The organism is Mycobacterium sp. IDUB_17, from assembly GCF_055419465.1.
Window position 1 is genome coordinate 593,624 of record NZ_JBVAXS010000004.1, and the last position, 17,685, is coordinate 611,308.

The window sequence follows — 17,685 nt, forward strand, 5'->3', positions numbered from 1 at the left end:
AAAGGAGAGTCACCATGACTCCGAACACCATCACCGCCAACACTGGCACCGAGGCCCCGCGCCTGAACGTGACCGATCCCTCGTTCTCGATCACCTCGGCCGTGGTCCACGAGGCCCGGGAAGCCAGCTGGTTCGCCCATACCGAGTACGGGATCGCCGTCCTGCGTTACGACGAGGTCAGCGAGCTCATGCACCATCCGAGCCTGCGTCAGGGCAGTGTGCACTGGCCGGCCCACAACGGGGTGACAGACGGCCCGTTCCTGGACTGGTGGAACAGCTGGATCCTGAACAAAGAAGGCCAAGAGCACCGACGGCTGCGTACCCTGCTCAACCCGGCGTTCTCCAAGCGGCTGATCAAAGGCCTCGTACCCCGGTTCCAGGCGCTGGCAAGCGAACTCATCGACGCCTTCGCCGACAAGGGTGAGTGCGAGTTCATCGCCGAGTTCGCCGACCCATATGCCGCTCGCGTCATCGCCATCATGCTGGGCCTGCCCGAATCCGAGTGGCGGACCATCGCCCGGGAGTCCGCCACCATCGGACTGGCGATGGGCATCACCTTCAAACAGGAGCTGCCGCGGATCGAGGCCGCCCTGGCCACGCTTTTCGAGTACGCCGACGCCGCGATCGCCGACCGTGAGGCCAACCCTCGCGATGATTTCACGACGACCCTCGTGCAGGCGAAGAACGACGGCGGACTGTCCGCCGACGAACTGCGCGATGCCATCGTCCTGATGATCTTCGGCGGCTATGACACCACCCGCAACCAACTGGGCCTGGCGATGCAGAGCTTCATCGACAACCCCGCACAGTGGGATCTACTCGCGGAGAACCCGGCCCTGGGCGGCAAGGCGGTCGAGGAGGTGATGCGGACCAACCCGACGGTCCGCTGGGTCACCCGCGAGGCGACCGAGGACTTCGAACACAAGGGACTGGCCATCAGCGCCGGAACCACCATCCACCTGTTCAGCGAGTCCTCCGGTACCGATCCACGGGCGTTCGGGCAACCCAGCTTCGACATCGCCGCCGAACGCAAGCCGCACTTCGGTTTCGGTGGTGGAGCGCACCACTGCCTGGGCCACTTCGTCGCCCGGGCCGACATGTCCGAGGCGCTACCTCTGCTGGCCCGCCGGCTTCGGGACCCGAAGATGCTCGACGGCGCCGAGTGGATGCCCGACTCGGGCAACACCGGCGCGAACAAGCTTCCGATCAGCTTCACCCCGGCCTGAGCAGGCCATCCACCCCACCAACTACTCACCCACCAAACTCATCCCGAAAGGTCCGCGTCCATGAGCACATCAGCGCTCGACCAACACCGTGACGCCAATTCCACACCCGGAGCCCTCGATGCCGCGCTCGCGGCGATCGAGGAATACGGTGTGGAGTTCGTCTACTTCCAGGCGGTGACGATCACCGCAAGAGTCGTCGGAAAAGTCGTTCCCGCAGACCAATTCGCGCGGTTGGCGACACGTGGCGTCATGCAGCACCGCACCGCCATCGCCAACCTGCAGACGACCCGTGAGGGTGTATTGCTCGGCGGCGGCGTGGGAGCACCCGAGTACTGCGCGGTGCCCGACCTCGACACCTTCTCGGTGCTGCCCTGGGACCACAAGACCGCGCGCGTCTTCTGCAGTCTCTACGAACCCGACCACGTTATGGTCGATCCCGGCGCTCCTCTTCCGACCGACACGCGCGGCCTGATGAAACGACTGCACGCCGCGTTCAACGATCGCACCGGGCTGGAGCTGCGCACCGGGACCGAGCCCGAGATGACCTGGGAGGGGCCGGGTTTCATCACCACTTCGCGCCCCGACTCAAGTCCCGCCTACCACATCGAGCACCTCGAGCGATATCGCGCGATCTACCAGAAGGTGATCGCCTACGCGAAGTTCATGGGCTTCCAGATGGTCGAAGGTGACTTCGAGGACGCCGGTCAGGTCGAACTGAACTGGATGTACGACCACAGCGACGCAACGGCCGACCGGCTGATGACCTACCGGCAGATCTGCAAGCAGGTCGCCCGGGAGCTCGGCATCGAGGCGAGCTTCATGCCCAAACCCGGTCAGGGTTACATGGGTAACGGCTGCCACCACAACTTCAGCCTGTGGCGGGGCGACGTCAACATCCTGGCCGACGACGGCCGCCACGACCTGCACCTCACCGAGGAGGGGCAGTACGCCCTCGGCGGGCTGCTCACCCATACCCCGGGCGCGATGCTGATCATGGGGTCAACGGTCAACTCCTACAAGCGATACTGGGACGCAGGTCAGTTCGCCCCGTCGAAGATCAACTGGGGCCTGGACAACAAGACCTGCACGGTGCGCCTGTCGGCCAATGGCCGGCTCGAGTACAAGCTTCCCGATGCCGCATGCAACCCGTACCTGACCCACGCGGCGATGCTGGCCTCCATCGACGACGGCCTGAAGAACCAGATCAGTCCCGGCGCACCCACTGTCGGCTCGAGCTATGAGTCCACGGAACCCGAGTTGTTCGGAGAACTGCCGCTTACCCTCGGCGATGCGCTGGCCGCGTTCAAGGCCGACGACTATCTGATCAATGCGCTGGGCGCTCCGCTGGGGAACCTGTTGCTGGAGTACAAGACCGACGAGTGGGCGCGCTTCAACAGCTCGATCACCGACTGGGAACGCACGATGTACTGGGAGGACACCCCGTGACCGAGCCACTGCGACTCGCCTGCATCGACGCCGACGCACCACCGCTGTTCGGGCTCGCGTCGTCCCCCGGCGGCCGGGCCGGATACGAGCCGGCCGTCGCCGAACTCCTTGCGGCCGAACTGGACCGGGAACTCGAGTGGGTCATCATGGCATGGGGCGACATGCTGCCCGCCGCCCGCGACCATCGGGTGGACGGCGTCCTGTGCGGCCAGGGCATCATTCCCGCCCGCCTGGAGCAGACCGATTTCACCCGCCCGTACGGGATCTTCCACGAAGGCATCCTGATGCGCCGCGGCGAGGCTGTTCCCGACCCGGCGGGCCTGGCCGGCAAACGGATCGCCGCCATCCGCGCATCAGCGAACTACAACCTGGCCTCTTCGTTCACCGGTGCTGAGGTGATCGAGTTCGAATCGGAACACGTTTACGAGGACATGCTCGCCGCTTTGCGCTCGGGCGAGGTCGACGCCGTCTGTGACGACGACGTCGTGTTCGTTCCGCTCGGCGACTCCGACCCGGACTTCGAGCTCGCGTTCGTCGTCAAGACCAACAACCCGTGGGGTATCGCGGTCGCCAAGGATCGTCCCGAAACCCTTGCGGCCCTTGATGGTGCACTGGAGCGGATCATCGCCGACGGACGGCTGAAGTCCGCGTGGGCGCAGTGGCTGCCGACGCTCAACTACCCCTTTGAGGTGAGCTGACTTGCGACCACTGATCGCGGTGCCGGGCCGGCGTGCCGCCCGCGTACCGATCCTGCGCTTCAGCGCGACGCTGGCGGCAGAGGCCATCTGCGAGGCGGTGTGGGCCGGCGGCGGCGAACCTGTTGTCCTGCATGGTCCCGATGACTATCCAGCCGATGAGCTGGCCGACCGGCTCACCCGGTTCGACGGCATCTGCATGCCGGGAGGCGCCGATATGGACCCGCGGCACTATGGCCAGGAGCCCGCAGCCGAGACCGAGGATCCGGTCGCCCACCAGGATGCGTTCGACATGGCGGTGATGTCCTGTGCCGTCGAATCCGGCATCCCGACCCTCGCGATCTGCCGCGGCCTGCAAATCCTCAACGTGATCCAGGGGGGCGATCTGGTCCAGCATCTGCCGTCGAGCAACGTCGCACACCGCAACGGCGTACACGGTGTGGAGGTGCTCGAGGACAGCCGACTCTTCGAAGTCGTCGGCTCGACGCGGATCCCGGTGTCGTCGTATCACCACCAGGCGGTCGGTGTGATCGGTGCGGACCTGCGGGTCGTCGGAACCGCCGACGACGGCTGCGTCGAAGCTCTCGAACACACTGCCGGGACGCTGCTGGCCGTGCAATGGCATCCCGAGGATCTCCACGCATCCTCGTCCAGCGACGCGGCCCTCTTCGCCGACCTTTCCGAACGAGCCGCCAAGTCCAGGGTGGAGGCCCTTGTATGAACAACCCCGTCATCCTGCGCACAGAAGTCGAACCATCCAACGCGCGGAGCCGCGAGCCAGGACGGCCGCACATTGCGGTGTTGCTGTCACTCAACTTCCCCGATCTCACCGAGCCGGTCGCGGCACTGCAACGGCGCTTCACCCGCACCGCGCTGACCGCGCTCGCGGACCTCGACGCCAGCTTTGAGCTGGTGGACACCTCCGACCCCGGTGCCGTCGATGTGGTTGTCGATGCCGACGGTCTGCTGGTACTCGGCGGCGGCGACATCGCGGCGGTCTGCTACGGCGGACCGGACGGGCCGGTGCCGAACTCCTACGGTGTCGACGAGCAGGCGGACCGCGTCAGCCTGAGGATGATCCGGGCCTACATCGACGCCAACCGGCCGGTGCTGGGCATCTGTCGCGGTTCGCAGCTGATCAACGTCTGCTACGGCGGCACGATCATCGCTGACATCACCGACTATCAGCTCCATCGCGGCGGGCCGGGCGAACCGATCTTCATCGACGAAAAGATCGAGGTGGCACCCGAGACCCGGCTGTCTGCGATCCTCGGCGCGGGGCCACTCGTCGTGCGGTCGGGTCACCACCAGGCCGTCGATCACGTGGCGGATGAGCTCGTCGCCGCTGCCCGAGCCCTCGACGGCATCGTCGAAAGCGTGGAACATCCGACGGACTGGGTGCTGGGCGTGCAATTCCACCCGGAGGACGACGACGGGCCCCTGGACCCGCTGTACAAGCTGTTCGCCGAATTCCTTGCGGCCGCCGTTCAGCCTTCAGCACCAACCAACCAGCCTGGCCTGGGAGCCCAATGATGGAAAACACCATCGTTGTCCGCATCGTCGAGATCCAGGTGGAGACACCGGAGATCCGGGGTCTCCGGCTGGAGCAGCTCGACGGCTCCCCCTTCGGCGAGTGGCGTTCCGGCGCCCACATCGACGTGACCGGCCCCACTGGGGTGCTTCGCCAGTACTCGCTGGCCGGCTCGCCCAAAGACGATTCGTCGATGTGGGTCGCAGTGAAAAAGGAAGGGCCCAACGGCAGTTCAGCCGCGATACACGAACTAAAGGTCGGCGACCACCTGAAGATCAGCAAGCCGCGAAACATGCTCGGTATCGTCCCAGCGGCCGCCAAGCACATTCTGATCGCCGGCGGTATCGGTCTCACGCCGTTGATGAGCATGGCATTCGAGCTGTACAGCTGGGGCGCCGATTTCGAGCTGCACTATTTCGCTCGGTCACGGGAGGAGATGGCATTCGACGACTTCCTCACGGAACGAGTCGAATACCGCGACTTCGTCACCCTGCACGTCGGCGTGCCGCGCACGGAGCACCTCGCGCTGTTCGAGCAGATGGCGGCGAAAATCTCGGCCGACACACACGTATACACCTGTGGTCCAGAAGGATTCATGAACCAAGTGGTTACCGCATTCACACCCGCCGTCGGCGCGGACCATATCCACCTCGAGGCGTTCACACCGAAGGAAGTCGACACATCCGGCGACACGGCGTTCACCGTCGAGCTGGCCAGTGGCGAGGTGTTCGAGATCCCGGCCGACCGCTCGATTCTCGACGTGCTCGAGGAAGCCGGTTGCGACGTGTTCAGATCGTGCGGGGAAGGCATCTGCGGTTCCTGCGTCTCCGGTGTCGTCGAGGGCATTCCGGATCACCGCGACAACTGCCTGTCGGCAACGGTCAAGGCCAACAACGAGGAAATGGCGCTCTGCGTATCCCGCTCTCTCAGCGACAAACTCGTCATCGAACTGTACTGATCACACCAGGACTGGAGAACACAATGAACCTGTACCTCGTGACCGACCCGGCCACCGGCGAGGTCGTCAGCACGTACCCGACGGACACCGACGGCGAGATCGACGATGCCCTGTCTGCTGCCGTGACGGCGGCCAAGACGTGGGCCAAGGAGACAACAGTCGCCGAGCGCGCGGCGCTGATCCGTCGCGTCGGTGAGCTGCACGCCGAGCGCGCAGATGAACTCGGCGCGATCATCGTGCGCGAGATGGGTAAACCGCTCGCCGCGGCGATCGGCGAAGTCAAGTTCAGTGCCTCGATCTATGAGTACTACGCCGACAATGCCGAAGCGCTCCTGCGCGACCAGCCGATCGACTTGCTCGACGGCACTGGCGAAGCGCTGATCACGAGCAGCCCCTACGGCGTCCTTCTCGGGATCATGCCGTGGAACTTCCCGGCCTACCAGGTCGCCAGGTTCGCCGGGCCCAACCTGTGTGTCGGCAATACGATCCTGCTCAAGCACGCCCCGCAATGCCCGGAGTCGGCCGCGGCGATCCAGCAGATCTTCGACGACGCCGGCTTCCCCGCCGGGGCCTACGTCAACATCTACGCCACCAACGAGCAGGTGGCCAGGCTCATCGAACACCCACGGGTGGCCGGGGTTTCGCTGACCGGTTCCGAGCGCGCCGGCGCGGCCGTCGCGGAAATCGCGGGGCGCAACCTGAAGAAGGTCGTCCTTGAGCTCGGCGGTTCCGATCCGTTCATCCTGCTTTCCACCGACGATCTCGACGACACCGTCACCAAGGCCGCGGCGGCACGCCTCGACAACACCGGACAGGCGTGCAATGCGGCGAAGCGGTTCATCGTGGCCGACGAACTCTACGACGCGTTCCTGGAGAAGTTCACCGCGGCAATGCTCGCCGCCGCCGAAGACATCACGCCGCTGTCCTCGGTCCTGGCCGCCGATCGGTTGCAGGAGCAGGTCGACAGCGCCGTCGAACAGGGCGCGACACTGACCAGCGCCGGAAAGCGTGACGGCGCGTTCTTCCCGACGGGCGTGCTGACCAACGTGAAGCCCGACAACGACGTCTACTACCAAGAACTGTTCGGGCCGATTGCGATGGTATTCCGGGCCGGATCCGAGGATGAAGCGCTGGCGCTGGCCAACGACACCCCATTCGGGCTGGGCTCCTATGTCTTCACCACCGACGCGGATCAAGCCAGGCGGGTCGCCGCGAGGATCGATGCCGGCATGGTGTTCATCAACGGAGTTCAGGCCGATGGCGTGGAACTGCCCTTCGGCGGTATCAAGCGGTCCGGCTTCGGCCGCGAGCTCGGCACGCTCGGCATCGGAGAGTTCGTGAACAAGAAGCTGATCCGCACCGTCAAGCAATTCGGTTCACCCGACTAAACACACAAGCAGTGGCCAACGGGACATCCGAGATACCAAGGGCGAAAAGGATCCTGCCGCCGTCCGCTGCAGCCGTTCGACTGGTCGAGCTGGGCCGCCTCGGGACTCGTCGTCTCGCACCTTGGGTGCCATCTACCGAGGACGATCACGCGGTGACCTTGCCGCGACGACATCGATCCTGGGTATTCAGGAAAGTACCGCTGCGCGCAGTCGCATCCCGCGGACTCAGTTGCTGCCCTGTGGATTTCAACCACTCGACTCGTGATCAACATCACGTCGAAGCCAAGGCGGCCTGGACGTCGCGGCGTAGAGGTCACCGAGATCGTCGAGGTAGCACGATCACGCTCAAAAAATGGCTGGAACCTTACGGCAACCGGCAATTCTGCCTCTGGCCCGACCCGGTGAGATGACCGCACACTCGTCATATGACATTGCCGGAAGCTTCACTGTCCGAGAAGGAACAGCCCCACGCCGACGCCGATTTGGTCACCTTGCCGAGCACACCACTAGCAGTGGCCGCACTCGAATTGGTGCAAGGCGCAGAGTCGCCGGCGATCGCGAATCACAGTGTGCGCAGCTATTTGTTCGCTCGGCTACTCGCCCCGCACATCGGGCTCGTACCTGGCCGGGATTTCGACGACGAGCTGCTTTATCTTGCGTGCGTCCTGCATGACGTTGGACTGTCACCGCTCGCCAAGAGAAACACTCGCTTCGAGGTCGACGGCGCGGATCGCGCCGCCGAATTTCTGAGCGGCCACGGTCTGGGGGCTCATAAGGTCGATGCCGTCTGGGAAGCCATTGCGCTACACAACACTGCGGTAATCCCCGAGCGAATGGGCGGGCTGACCTCGCTGACTTACCAGGGTGTCGCCATCGACTTCGGCGGCGTTCTTGGCCTGCCGGAGACACACCTGAACGCGGTAACCGCACAAATCGGAGCCGTAATCCACTCCGCCTACCCTCGCTTCAATATGGCTACGTCAGTCATCGACGCGGTCGCCGATCACGCTGCAAGTGATCCGAACAACGCCCCGCGCTATAGCCCTCCGGGCGAAGTCCTGCGGGAGCGACGCGAATTCGGTGTCACCTACGGCGAGCAACTCATCGCGGACGGCGGTTCGCGGTGGGACAACTAGGCACCGCAAGACACCCATCGAACCGAGACTCCGTGACGGCCGACTTGCCGAAGTGGATACGAAATGACAACGAAAGGACGTACCCGCATGTCTAACCCTGAGTTCTTCGACACCCCCGGATACGGAGAGATTTTTCGCACGCAGTACAGCTACGGTCAGGCCGTTCGGATCGGTGATCGCGTGGAAATCTCCGGTCAGGGCGGATGGGACGATGACCTGACTTTCTCGGTCGACTCGCTGGAAGCAGAGATCGAGAAAGCCTTTGACAATGTCGAAAAGACTCTCGCGGCGGCAGGGGCCACGTGGCATGACGTCGTGAAGGTTTACACGTATCACAAGCCCATCCGTGAGGATTCCATCGGCGAGGATCACCTGACAGCGGTCGTTGATCAGTTCCGCAAGCGAGCCGGAGAACACCTGCCACTGTGGACCGCGCTGGGTGTGAAAGCGCTGGGTCTGCCCGAGATGCATATCGAGGTCGAGGCTGTAGCTCTGATCGGATCTGACAGCGAATAGCTCGCGCACGCCAAGGCTGTTCCCGGCGCGAGACGGCGCCGGGAACAGCCTTGGCGTAATCGCCACGGCGCCCACCATGCGATCACCATAGTGCGGATCATGCTCTGCCTCAGTAGATCTCGTTCGCGGCGAACCGACCGCGACTACGCGCAAGGACTTTCGATCCCTCCGGATTCGTCGGCGAGAACCTTATTACGGGCTGGCCGGTCGGCAGGCGCCCCTGCAGATGGATTGCGACACGTTAATTGAAAGGACATCATGATTCGCAGGACCTCCCCGCAGGTGGATCACTTCATCACCCCTGAAGTCTTCAAGGGCTTCGGGTTCAATCAGATCGTGAGCGCCGGTGACACCGTCCATCTCGCTGGCGTTGTCGCGAATGTCGGCGGCCTGGAGGATCTACAGATTGTCCATCCAGATGACACGGCCAAGCAGCTGGAATTCATCCTTCGGGTGATCGAAGACCTCTTGAAAACTGAAGGTCTGGACCGAACGAATCTCGTGTCCCTGACGATCTACGCATCGGACCTGCCCGCACTGGCGGAGGCCATCCCCCAGGTCTACGTTCCGTGGGTCGGCGACCACGCTCCCAACATGTCCATTGTCAAGGTCCCGGGCTTCTTGCTGCCGGGTCAAGTCCTCGAGATACCGGCGATCGCGTATCGCGGCTGAGTCCCTCTGGTCCCGCCTGGACCACTCCCGCAGCCCAGTGACGGGTGAATCCACGACTGAAACCGACGACTGGAAGCAAAGACGAATGAGTGAAGACTTTCCGCTGCAACAGATTCAGGTGGACACGCAGGTGATCGCGTATCGCGAATCTGGGCCGCTGGATGGACAGCCTGTCGTGTTGGTACATGGTTGGCCGCAGACGTCATGGGCTTGGCGACACCAACTCGCGGAACTGGGGGCGCGTGGCTACCGTGTGATCGCACCGGACCTGCGTGGGACGGGTGGATCAACGGTCTTCAAACGCTTCGATGACTACGCGTTGCGGCATCACGTGCGACCTGATCGCATTGGTAGACGCGCTCGAAATTGATCAGGCCACGTGGGTCGGCCACGATTGGGGTGCGCCCACCGTGTGGAGCGCTGCCCGGCACCATCCCGAGCGGTTCGCTGCAGGTGGATCTTTGAGTACGCCACCGCCGCGCACACAGACGGCTGGTTGTGTCAACCTCCGCTGGCGCCACCCTGACGGTTTGTGTTGGCCCCGGATGTGCAGCTCGGTAAATGTCTGGTGATGCCAGTGACGTGCCCGTAGGTTGCGGTGGGTGACGGGTGACTTGCTCCTGGCCTATGACGACTCGCTGCGTACCGAGGCGGAGATGCTCGGTGCCCACACGGTGACCCGGATCGGGCCGTTGTGGTTGGCGACTTTCGCTGGGGGACGTGGATTCGTCTCCTATCGTGATCTTTCCGGCGCCGACAGCGCTTCGGTCAGATCGCTGGTAGCGCGTGCGGTCACCCACTTCGAATCCGACCCTGACGTCGCGGTGGTGGAGTGGAAGACGAGAAGTCATGACGACGCCCCCGGCCTGGAGGGGGCGCTGGTTGAGCACGGCTTCGTGTCCGGCGTGCTGGAGTCGGTGATGGTGGGCACAGCGGAGTCACTGGCGGTGGAGGTTCCGGTTCCCGAGGGAGTTCTCCTGCGCCGGATCATTGCTGAGTGTGACGTACGGCGCATGGCTCAGATGCAGTCGGAGGTCTTCGGTGAACCGTCGCACCTTGATGAGCTGCTTGCGGAGGTCGCCGGCGACCACGGGGCGGAGTATTGGATCGCGGAGGCCGCCGGAGAGGTGATCAGCGCTGGACGGTTGAATCCGGTCCCCGGCACCGTGTTCGCCGGGATCTGGGGTGGCGCGACGCGTCCGGCCTGGCGTGGGAAGGGCATCTATCGTGCCCTGACTGCAGCGCGCGCGCGTTCGGCTCTGCGAGGTGGGAAGACCCTCATCCATAGCGATTCGACCCAGGACTCTCGACGAATCCTGGAGCGGTATGGTTTCGCACACGTCACGGACACGGTTCCCTACGAGTTCCATCGCTGATGTGGCGGCGTGGCGGGAGCTGGTTTAGTGGTTGACCGTCTGTCGGCTGTGGGCAAGTCGATAGGAGTGGGGGCCGGGACGCACGGATGGGGGTCTTCCGCGGCGGCGGTGTCGCCGAAGCCAGGGCCTGCCGCACCGTCCGTCGATGCACCCATATTTGCGCGCCAACGCTCGGATGCTCAGGCCCTCCACCCGAGCATCCCGACGGATCTGCGCGAACAACTCCACCCGTGACTCCATCTCCGACCACCACCGATCCGGCTCGTAAACCTGCTGTTCACAGCGAGCCTCGGCTGGGGCCAGATCAAACCGCCGCAACCACCCCGACGAGTCGCAGATGGAGCCAACTCGAACCGTCACAACGGGGCCGCATCAACCGGTCACAATCAGACGGCCGACGGCCTAGCGCCATATGGCCGAATTCAGACGGAAACTGGCCGCAATGAGCGACGCGAGGGATCTCTTTTGAAGCAACAATGGGGGCATGCGCGATCTCGATGAGGCCAAGCATCACCAGCAGAATCTGAAGATTGGATCCGTCATCTTCGATGATATGGATCAGATCGATTTCACCGGCCCCTACGAGGTGCTTGCATCGCTGAGCAACGTCACGTACACCACATACGGCCTTTCACTACAGTCCGTCCGTGATTGGCGCGGACTGAGACTCCTACCCGAAGCGATACTTGAAGACGCACCCCAGTTGGATGTTCTACACGTTCCTGGTGGGCCCGGTCAGCAAGCCCACATGGAAAACCAACGGCTCTTGAATTGGCTGCAACAGCAGGCATCTGGAGCTCGATGTGTTTTGTCGGTGTGTACCGGCGCACTGCTGCTGGGTGCCGCAGGGTTGCTGCACGGACGGCGCGCAACCACGCACTGGGCATCGCTCGAAGTCCTTCCGATCTTCGGTGCAACCTCCGTCACCGAGCGTGTGGTCACCGACGGCCGCTTCGTGTTTGCCGCGGGTGTCACCGCTGGTATCGACGCAGCCCTGATGGTCGCGGCCGAACTGCGAGGACTCGACGAAGCCCAAGCGGTCCAACTCTCCATCCAGTACGCACCCCAGCCACCGTTCTCTAGCGGCACCCCCGAAACTGCGCCCCCGCATGTCCTGCAAGCCGTCACCGCCCGAGGCAAGCCGTTACTCGAGCGTCGGCTCCAGACTGCTCGACGTATCGTGACCAACAGCTGAGGCTGGACACCCACCACATCAGGCCTCGCGCATCTCACGCCACTTGTTCGAAAGTCCGACGTATCGCGGTACCTACACGTGCACGGTCTCGACGACCAACTTTCCTGGAGCTCCAGAATCGAACGATCGGATGAAAGCATGCGGCAACTCATGAAAACCGTGGACCACGGTGTCGATCTCCTTGAGAGTCCCCGCTCGCAGTAACCCTGAGAGTTCCCGCTGGGCCTCCGCCGCGCGGTCGAAGTAGTCAAGAACGATCAATCCCTGCAGAAGGGTGCGCTTACTAAGCAGCAGCCCGAAGTTTCGGGGTCCCGCGGGCCTTTGATCCAGGTTGTATCCGTCGATCAGGCCGCATAAAGCGATGCGGGCGTGGTTGTTGAGTCGATCGATTGTCGCTTCGAACATTGGGCCTCCGGAGTTCTCGAAGACTCGGTCGATCCCCTGCGGTGTGGCCTCAACCAGTTGTTCTGCCCAGTTCTTCGCTTTGCGGTCGACGACGTCATCCACGCCAAGGTCTTCGACGAGCATGCGGCACTTCTCTGGGCCGCCGGCGATGCCGACAACGCGGGCGCCCGCATGCTTGGCGAGCTGCACCGCGACGCTGCCGACAGCGCCTGAGGCCCCTGAGACCAGGACCGTATGTCCCGCTTCCGGTTTGAGTATGTCGCGCACACCGGCCCAGGCGGTGAGGCCTGTCATTCCAAGGATTCCGAGCCAACGCTGCAGTGGTACCGCCGAGTTCTGGGTGATGCGTTCCCAATCAGATCCTGGAGCGGTAACCACGAATCGTTCTTGCCATCCGACGAACCCTCGCACGAGATCTCCTGGCGAGAAGCTCGGGTGGCGCGTGGCGACCACGCGGGCAATGCCCAGCGCTCGAACCGGAGCGCCGATCTGCACCGGTGGCAGGTAGCTCGGGCGATCGTCGAGCCAGCCGCGGATCGCCGGATCTATTGAGACAAGGAGCGTTTCGAACGCTACGTCGCCATCTTCAAGGTCTGGGAGCACGGTCTCCACGAGGCGAAAATCGCTTTCTGCGACAGGACCTTTCGGGCGCCGGGCCAGCACATATTGCAGGGTTGTCGTCATGCGCACCTTCCTCTCATGGCCGACTATCGCGACCGTCTGCGGCCACGCTAGAACCCGCCGAACCGCAGCGGCTTGGCCAGATGCGCACCATGTTCGATCTCAGCGCTGCGTCGAATGTCGCTGCCGATGAGATCGATACAGCTTGCGCAGAGCGAAAGGGGAAGTGCGCCTCAGCCCAAGACGTGCTCCCCATCACATTCGTACGTTCGATGTCGCACGGCGTTCAGTCGGAGCGCCACATCGCCAGAAGGAACTTTGCCATGGTCGGCCAGTCTTCGCTCAGCAACGTCCAAGTGGCCATCACTGTCGATGATTTCGTGTTGTGGGACGGTACGCCACTTCCCGAAGGACACAGCTCACTCGATGTGACCCGCGCGCTCGCGAAGGCGCTTACCGATTCCGGCCAGAACGGTATCTACGGGTTCGCACACACCTACAGCATCGCCAAGGACCCGACCAGCTTGGCGTGCTGGGACGCGTGGCTGGACGCCGGCCACCACCTGGGCAACCACACCCATCAACACGCCCCACTGCGCTGGATGAGCGCTGATGACTTCTGCCGTGATGTCGACCAGGCCGAGCAGCTCATCGGCCGGCTTGTCGACCTGGCCCCCGAACGCTACTTCCGCTACCCGATGGACATGTCTTCAGGCTCGGAGAGCAAGCGCGGACGCGTCGAGGACTTCCTGCGCGACAACGGATACCGAAACGCGCCCATCACGTGCTGGTTCGGTGACTTCGTCTACATCGTGCCGTATCAGCGGTCCCTCATTACCGGCGACGGTGAGGCACAAGCCAGGCTGGAGGACCTCCACGTCCAGGGCGCCATCGAGGGCCTGGAGAAGCATGCCGCATCTGCCCGCGCCATGTTCGGCGCCAACGTTCCACACATCTGGATGGTGCACGGCACTCCCCTGGCTGCACGCACCATCGGGCGCATTGTCGAGGCATATAAGCAGCGAGGTGTGCAGTTCGTCAGTCTCGAGAAGGCTATGCAGCATCCGGTGAACTTCAGCATGCCGCCAGTACAAGACGGATTCAGCAATCATCTGCAGCGCTATGCGGTGGCCGCGGGCATCGCGAAACCCGACCTCTCTGATGAGCTTTTCGGCGAGATCCTGTTCAAGTGCCCGGTCAACGGGATGGACACCCTCCAGTACTACGACGAGAAGGTCCTCAAGCCGATCGCTGAGCGGGTGGGATCGCCCTATCTATGGGACTGGAAATAGCACAGACGCTGCGTCGAAGCCATCAGAACATAAGAAAGAGAAAGTAACTCGTGCTCAATCTCTCTGTCATGCTCACTGACACCGCCCGGGAACAGCCCTCGACGACAGCGGTGCTCGAAGGTGCCCGCCGGATGACTTACCACGAGGTCAACACTGCGGCCAACCAGATTGCAGCGCTGTTGATTCGTCGTGGGGTGAACCCCGGCGATCGGGTGGCTATGAGTATCCCGAATGTTCTCGAATTCCCCATCGTCTATTACGGGATCCTGAAGGCGGGTGCAGTGGTGGTTCCGATGAACACCATGCTGAAACGCGCCGAAGTCGCCTACCATCTTCATGACTCGGGCGCTCGCGCCTACTTCTTCGCCGGTGACCACCTGCCGGAGGACGCATGGCGCGGCTTCGACGACGTCCCCACATGCGAATTTTCCATCGCCATCAGTGATCTGGCCGAACTCCTCGGCGAGCACCCTCGCGAGGACGTGTTGGTCCCGACCGACGCGTCCGATACCGCGGTCATCCTTTACACCAGCGGCACCACAGGTAAACCCAAGGGTGCCGAACTCACACACGCCAACCTTGTGATGAATGCGCTGACGTGTCACCGCCTTTTCGACATAGTCGATGAGTCGCAGTTGGTGACATTGCCGCTGTTTCACTCGTTCGCCCAAACCGTCCAGATGAACGCCGGTTTCAGTCAAGGCGGAACGCTGGTGCTGTTGCCCCGATTCGATGCCCGCATCGCATTGGACCTCATGCGCGATCATCAGGTCACGGTGTTCGCCGGCGTGCCCACCATGTATTGGGCACTTCTAGGCGCAGCCGCCAACCGCGATGACATCACCGAACTCGGCAGGCAGCTCAAGGTGGCCATGTCGGGCGGCGCCGCGCTACCGGTAGAGCTTCTCAAGCGATTCGAAACGGTCTTCGGTGTGGGGATCCGCGAAGGATACGGCTTGTCCGAGACGAGCCCGGTGGTGGCCTTCAATCGTCTCGACCGGCCGAGCCGACCCGGCTCCATCGGGATGCCGGTCTGGGGAGTCGAACTCGACCTGCTCGGCGCCGACGGCCAGCACTGCGGCCCCGGCGAACGCGGTGAACTCGTCGTCCGGGGGCACAACGTCATGAAGGGATACATCGGCCGCCCCGACGCGACGAATGAGGCCATCGATTCCGGCGGCTGGTTTCACACCGGTGATATCGCCACTCGTGACGAGGACAACTTTTACTACATCGTCGATCGTGCCAAAGATCTCATCGTGCGCGGCGGGTTCAACGTCTACCCCCGCGAGGTCGAGGAGACTCTGATGACTCATTTCGATATCAGTCTCGCTGCGGTGGTAGGGATTCCGGACGAGCGGGTCGGTGAAGAGATCAAAGCTTTCGTCATCACGCGACCAGGAACGACGCTTACCGAATCGGAAGTACTCGCATGGTGCCGTGACCGCCTGGCTGTATATAAATGCCCACGCGCAGTTGAGTTTTGCCACGAGCTTCCACTCAACGCCACGGGGAAGGTCCTCAAGCAACAGCTGAAAGACACGAGCAACACCGCCATCTCCTAGGCGGAAATCGCTTATACATTTCTGTGCCACAGCGGTTTTCACAAGTGTCGCCGCATCACTCATTCACGCCTGCCATCGCAGCAGATGCTGTCGCCGCAGGGCGAGAGATGCGACAGCAGGCTGTTCTTCTTCTCAAATTTCGTGACCAGACCTCAATCGTCGGAGCAGCCAACATGACTCAGCTCATTCCTGAACGCAACACCAAATGCCTTTCCAGATCCCAGACCTGCGTGGCGTCAGGTTCCGAGCACACTCGCGTGACAAGTCGGCTTACGCGCGCGCTCGGGTTGGTCGTCGCGGCATTGGTGCTCGCCGCCAGCGGATCGGCAATGCCGCCTCTCGCGCACGCCGACGAGACTGCCTATCTGCCGTTCTACACCCCGCCCAATCCGCTTCCCCCCGGCCGGCCGGGCGACCTCATCCGCACCGAACCGTCGCGACTGGTGCTCGAGCCCTCCGGACAACTGGGAGCGTTTGTCGGCACCGGAACCCGGATCATGTACCGCAGCACCGACGCCCAAGGGCAAACCGTGGCAGTGACCGGCACATACATCGAGCCCCACGTCCCATGGCCGGGAAACGGCCCACGGCCCCTCCTCGCGTATGCGGTCATGGGCTTTGGCATGGGTGAGCAGTGTGCACCGTCGCGCCTGTTCAATCAGGGCATCCACGCCTCTCTGGACACCGGTTTTGATGTCATGTTCAACCTGGAGGAGGGCTGGATCGCGACCCTGCTGGCGCGTGGCTTCGCCATCGTCATCACCGACGGTGTCGGGATGGGTATCCATGACTCTGAGTCTCCGCAGTTCCTCAACCGCAACGCCGGCGGAGCTGCACTCATCGACGCCGCACGCGCTGCGATGAACTTACCGGGCACATCCCTGGATCCGCACGGCCCTGTCGCATTCTGGGGGTGGCTCGCAGGAGCACACGCGGCGCTGTCAGCGGCCGAATTAGCCGCAAGCTACGGTCCCGAGTTGCACGTGGTCGGCACCTACGCTGCCGCGGCACCAACGGATATCGCCGCAGTCCTGCCCGCCATGGACGGCAACTTCCTGGCCGGTATTCTCGGATATGTCCTGCGAGGGATCATGGCGTCCTATCCTGCTACCGAGCAACCCATCTGGGACGCGCTCACCCCGCGCGGAGTGGAAATGCTGACCAACACCGGACGTCAATGCCTCCTGCAGACCGGTATCGACTACATGTTTCGCCATATCCAGTTTTGGTTCAAACAGGACATCTTCGCCACCGCCGCCGCGGAACCCTTCAAATCCCTCCTGTGGGCCCAACGGATCGGCAACGTCAAACCCGCCGGCCCTGTCTATCTGACGCACAACCGGTGGGATCCCTTCGATCCGTACTCCGCCGTAGAACAAACCGCGGCCGACTGGTGCGCCATGGGCGCCGACGTCACACTGTGGACCAACGAACAGCCACCGCTGTTCAACAAACTGGACATCAATTCCATGCTGCCCGTCTTCGTCGACGGTGAGCGAAGCATGGGCTGGATCGCCGACCGGTTCAACGGCGTACCCAGCTCGCCCACCTGCACGAATACAGCCGTCGCAGCGTAAGCCCTACGCACGGTGAAAGGTACACTGCGCATATAGCCAAGACGTGTCTCAGATCACATTTCTACAGTGAACGCTGCGCCGTCAAC

Annotated in this window: 18 protein-coding genes and 1 pseudogene; 17 read left to right on the top strand and 2 right to left on the bottom strand. The window is 63.1% G+C overall.

Going from position 1 to position 17,685, the window contains the following annotated elements:
• The first annotated feature begins 14 nt into the window (after positions 1–14).
• The 13 genes from ACZYZ7_RS20420 to ACZYZ7_RS20480 all read left to right on the top strand — a co-directional run bounded on the left by ACZYZ7_RS20420 (position 15) and on the right by ACZYZ7_RS20480 (position 10,944).
• Positions 15–1,226: a cytochrome P450 gene (locus tag ACZYZ7_RS20420; RefSeq protein WP_450070445.1), complete on the top strand. Its 1,212-nt coding sequence runs from the start codon at positions 15–17 to the stop codon at positions 1,224–1,226.
• 60 nt (positions 1,227–1,286) lie between these two features.
• Positions 1,287–2,672 (top strand): glutamine synthetase family protein, encoded by a 1,386-nt coding sequence (locus tag ACZYZ7_RS20425; protein ID WP_463741646.1) that lies wholly within the window; start codon positions 1,287–1,289, stop codon positions 2,670–2,672.
• Complete coding sequence (locus ACZYZ7_RS20430; RefSeq protein ID WP_463741647.1) at positions 2,669–3,370, top strand: substrate-binding periplasmic protein; 702 nt, start codon at positions 2,669–2,671, stop codon at positions 3,368–3,370. The genes ACZYZ7_RS20425 and ACZYZ7_RS20430 overlap by 4 nt, the downstream gene beginning before the upstream one ends.
• Position 3,371: 1 nt before the next feature.
• Complete coding sequence (locus tag ACZYZ7_RS20435) at positions 3,372–4,088, top strand: gamma-glutamyl-gamma-aminobutyrate hydrolase family protein (protein WP_450070448.1); 717 nt, start codon at positions 3,372–3,374, stop codon at positions 4,086–4,088.
• The gene (locus tag ACZYZ7_RS20440; RefSeq protein WP_463741648.1) at positions 4,085–4,900 is read left to right on the top strand and encodes a gamma-glutamyl-gamma-aminobutyrate hydrolase family protein; all 816 of its coding nucleotides are present in this window, start codon (positions 4,085–4,087) and stop codon (positions 4,898–4,900) included. Before ACZYZ7_RS20435 ends, ACZYZ7_RS20440 begins: the two co-directional genes overlap by 4 nt.
• Entirely contained in the window at positions 4,900–5,856 is a 957-nt protein-coding gene (locus ACZYZ7_RS20445; protein WP_463741649.1) for a PDR/VanB family oxidoreductase, read from the top strand. Before ACZYZ7_RS20440 ends, ACZYZ7_RS20445 begins: the two co-directional genes overlap by 1 nt.
• Positions 5,857–5,879: 23 nt before the next feature.
• Positions 5,880–7,244, top strand: a complete 1,365-nt coding sequence (locus ACZYZ7_RS20450; RefSeq protein ID WP_463741650.1) for an NAD-dependent succinate-semialdehyde dehydrogenase — start codon at positions 5,880–5,882, stop codon at positions 7,242–7,244.
• 425 nt (positions 7,245–7,669) lie between these two features.
• Complete coding sequence (locus tag ACZYZ7_RS20455) at positions 7,670–8,380, top strand: HD domain-containing protein (protein ID WP_463741651.1); 711 nt, start codon at positions 7,670–7,672, stop codon at positions 8,378–8,380.
• Between the two features lie 87 nt (positions 8,381–8,467).
• The gene (locus ACZYZ7_RS20460) at positions 8,468–8,896 is read left to right on the top strand and encodes a Rid family hydrolase (protein WP_463741652.1); all 429 of its coding nucleotides are present in this window, start codon (positions 8,468–8,470) and stop codon (positions 8,894–8,896) included.
• A 282-nt stretch (positions 8,897–9,178) separates the two neighbouring features.
• The gene (locus ACZYZ7_RS20465) at positions 9,179–9,568 is read left to right on the top strand and encodes a RidA family protein (protein WP_463741653.1); all 390 of its coding nucleotides are present in this window, start codon (positions 9,179–9,181) and stop codon (positions 9,566–9,568) included.
• Positions 9,569–9,653: 85 nt separating this feature from the next.
• Complete coding sequence (locus ACZYZ7_RS20470) at positions 9,654–9,938, top strand: alpha/beta fold hydrolase (RefSeq protein WP_463741654.1); 285 nt, start codon at positions 9,654–9,656, stop codon at positions 9,936–9,938.
• Positions 9,877–10,140: an alpha/beta fold hydrolase gene (locus ACZYZ7_RS20475; RefSeq protein WP_463741655.1), complete on the top strand. Its 264-nt coding sequence runs from the start codon at positions 9,877–9,879 to the stop codon at positions 10,138–10,140. Before ACZYZ7_RS20470 ends, ACZYZ7_RS20475 begins: the two co-directional genes overlap by 62 nt.
• A 30-nt stretch (positions 10,141–10,170) precedes the next feature.
• On the top strand, positions 10,171–10,944 hold the full coding sequence (locus tag ACZYZ7_RS20480; protein ID WP_463741656.1) for a GNAT family N-acetyltransferase: 774 nt from the start codon (positions 10,171–10,173) through the stop codon (positions 10,942–10,944).
• 76 nt (positions 10,945–11,020) lie between these two features.
• On the opposite strand, the pseudogene ACZYZ7_RS20485 reads toward ACZYZ7_RS20480, so the two are convergent.
• A pseudogene (locus ACZYZ7_RS20485) lies at positions 11,021–11,184 on the bottom strand (IS21 family transposase); the annotation flags it as partial.
• 244 nt (positions 11,185–11,428) lie between these two features.
• On the opposite strand from ACZYZ7_RS20485, the gene ACZYZ7_RS20490 reads away from it, so the two are divergent.
• Entirely contained in the window at positions 11,429–12,139 is a 711-nt protein-coding gene (locus ACZYZ7_RS20490; RefSeq protein ID WP_463741657.1) for a DJ-1/PfpI family protein, read from the top strand.
• A 72-nt stretch (positions 12,140–12,211) separates the two neighbouring features.
• Here ACZYZ7_RS20490 and ACZYZ7_RS20495 read toward each other — a convergent pair whose 3' ends face one another.
• Positions 12,212–13,228 carry an NADP-dependent oxidoreductase gene (locus ACZYZ7_RS20495; RefSeq protein ID WP_463741658.1) on the bottom strand — a complete coding sequence of 339 codons (1,017 nt, stop codon included), beginning with the start codon at positions 13,226–13,228 and terminating at the stop codon, positions 12,212–12,214.
• A 260-nt stretch (positions 13,229–13,488) separates the two neighbouring features.
• On the opposite strand from ACZYZ7_RS20495, the gene ACZYZ7_RS20500 reads away from it, so the two are divergent.
• The 3 genes from ACZYZ7_RS20500 (at position 13,489) to ACZYZ7_RS20510 (ending at position 17,599) form a co-directional block, all read left to right on the top strand.
• On the top strand, positions 13,489–14,457 hold the full coding sequence (locus ACZYZ7_RS20500) for a polysaccharide deacetylase family protein (protein WP_463741659.1): 969 nt from the start codon (positions 13,489–13,491) through the stop codon (positions 14,455–14,457).
• A 50-nt stretch (positions 14,458–14,507) separates the two neighbouring features.
• The gene (locus tag ACZYZ7_RS20505) at positions 14,508–16,022 is read left to right on the top strand and encodes a long-chain-fatty-acid--CoA ligase (protein ID WP_463741660.1); all 1,515 of its coding nucleotides are present in this window, start codon (positions 14,508–14,510) and stop codon (positions 16,020–16,022) included.
• Between the two features lie 329 nt (positions 16,023–16,351).
• Positions 16,352–17,599 carry a lipase family protein gene (locus ACZYZ7_RS20510; protein WP_463741716.1) on the top strand — a complete coding sequence of 416 codons (1,248 nt, stop codon included), beginning with the start codon at positions 16,352–16,354 and terminating at the stop codon, positions 17,597–17,599.
• The last annotated feature ends 86 nt before the right edge of the window (positions 17,600–17,685 follow it).

Bases quoted from the DNA above. Each gene is read 5' to 3' on its own strand.
- ACZYZ7_RS20460 (WP_463741652.1), top strand. From the start codon at position 8,468: ATGTCTAACCCTGAGTTCTTCGACACCCCCGGATACGGAGAGATTTTT.
- ACZYZ7_RS20425 (WP_463741646.1), top strand. From the start codon at position 1,287: ATGAGCACATCAGCGCTCGACCAACACCGTGACGCCAATTCCACACCC.
- ACZYZ7_RS20490 (WP_463741657.1), top strand. From the start codon at position 11,429: ATGCGCGATCTCGATGAGGCCAAGCATCACCAGCAGAATCTGAAGATT.
- ACZYZ7_RS20440 (WP_463741648.1), top strand. From the start codon at position 4,085: ATGAACAACCCCGTCATCCTGCGCACAGAAGTCGAACCATCCAACGCG.
- ACZYZ7_RS20450 (WP_463741650.1), top strand. From the start codon at position 5,880: ATGAACCTGTACCTCGTGACCGACCCGGCCACCGGCGAGGTCGTCAGC.
- ACZYZ7_RS20510 (WP_463741716.1), top strand. From the start codon at position 16,352: ATGCCGCCTCTCGCGCACGCCGACGAGACTGCCTATCTGCCGTTCTAC.
- ACZYZ7_RS20475 (WP_463741655.1), top strand. From the start codon at position 9,877: ATGACTACGCGTTGCGGCATCACGTGCGACCTGATCGCATTGGTAGAC.
- ACZYZ7_RS20495 (WP_463741658.1), bottom strand. From the start codon at position 13,228: ATGACGACAACCCTGCAATATGTGCTGGCCCGGCGCCCGAAAGGTCCT.
- ACZYZ7_RS20445 (WP_463741649.1), top strand. From the start codon at position 4,900: ATGGAAAACACCATCGTTGTCCGCATCGTCGAGATCCAGGTGGAGACA.
- ACZYZ7_RS20420 (WP_450070445.1), top strand. From the start codon at position 15: ATGACTCCGAACACCATCACCGCCAACACTGGCACCGAGGCCCCGCGC.
- ACZYZ7_RS20470 (WP_463741654.1), top strand. From the start codon at position 9,654: ATGAGTGAAGACTTTCCGCTGCAACAGATTCAGGTGGACACGCAGGTG.
- ACZYZ7_RS20500 (WP_463741659.1), top strand. From the start codon at position 13,489: ATGGTCGGCCAGTCTTCGCTCAGCAACGTCCAAGTGGCCATCACTGTC.
- ACZYZ7_RS20455 (WP_463741651.1), top strand. From the start codon at position 7,670: ATGACATTGCCGGAAGCTTCACTGTCCGAGAAGGAACAGCCCCACGCC.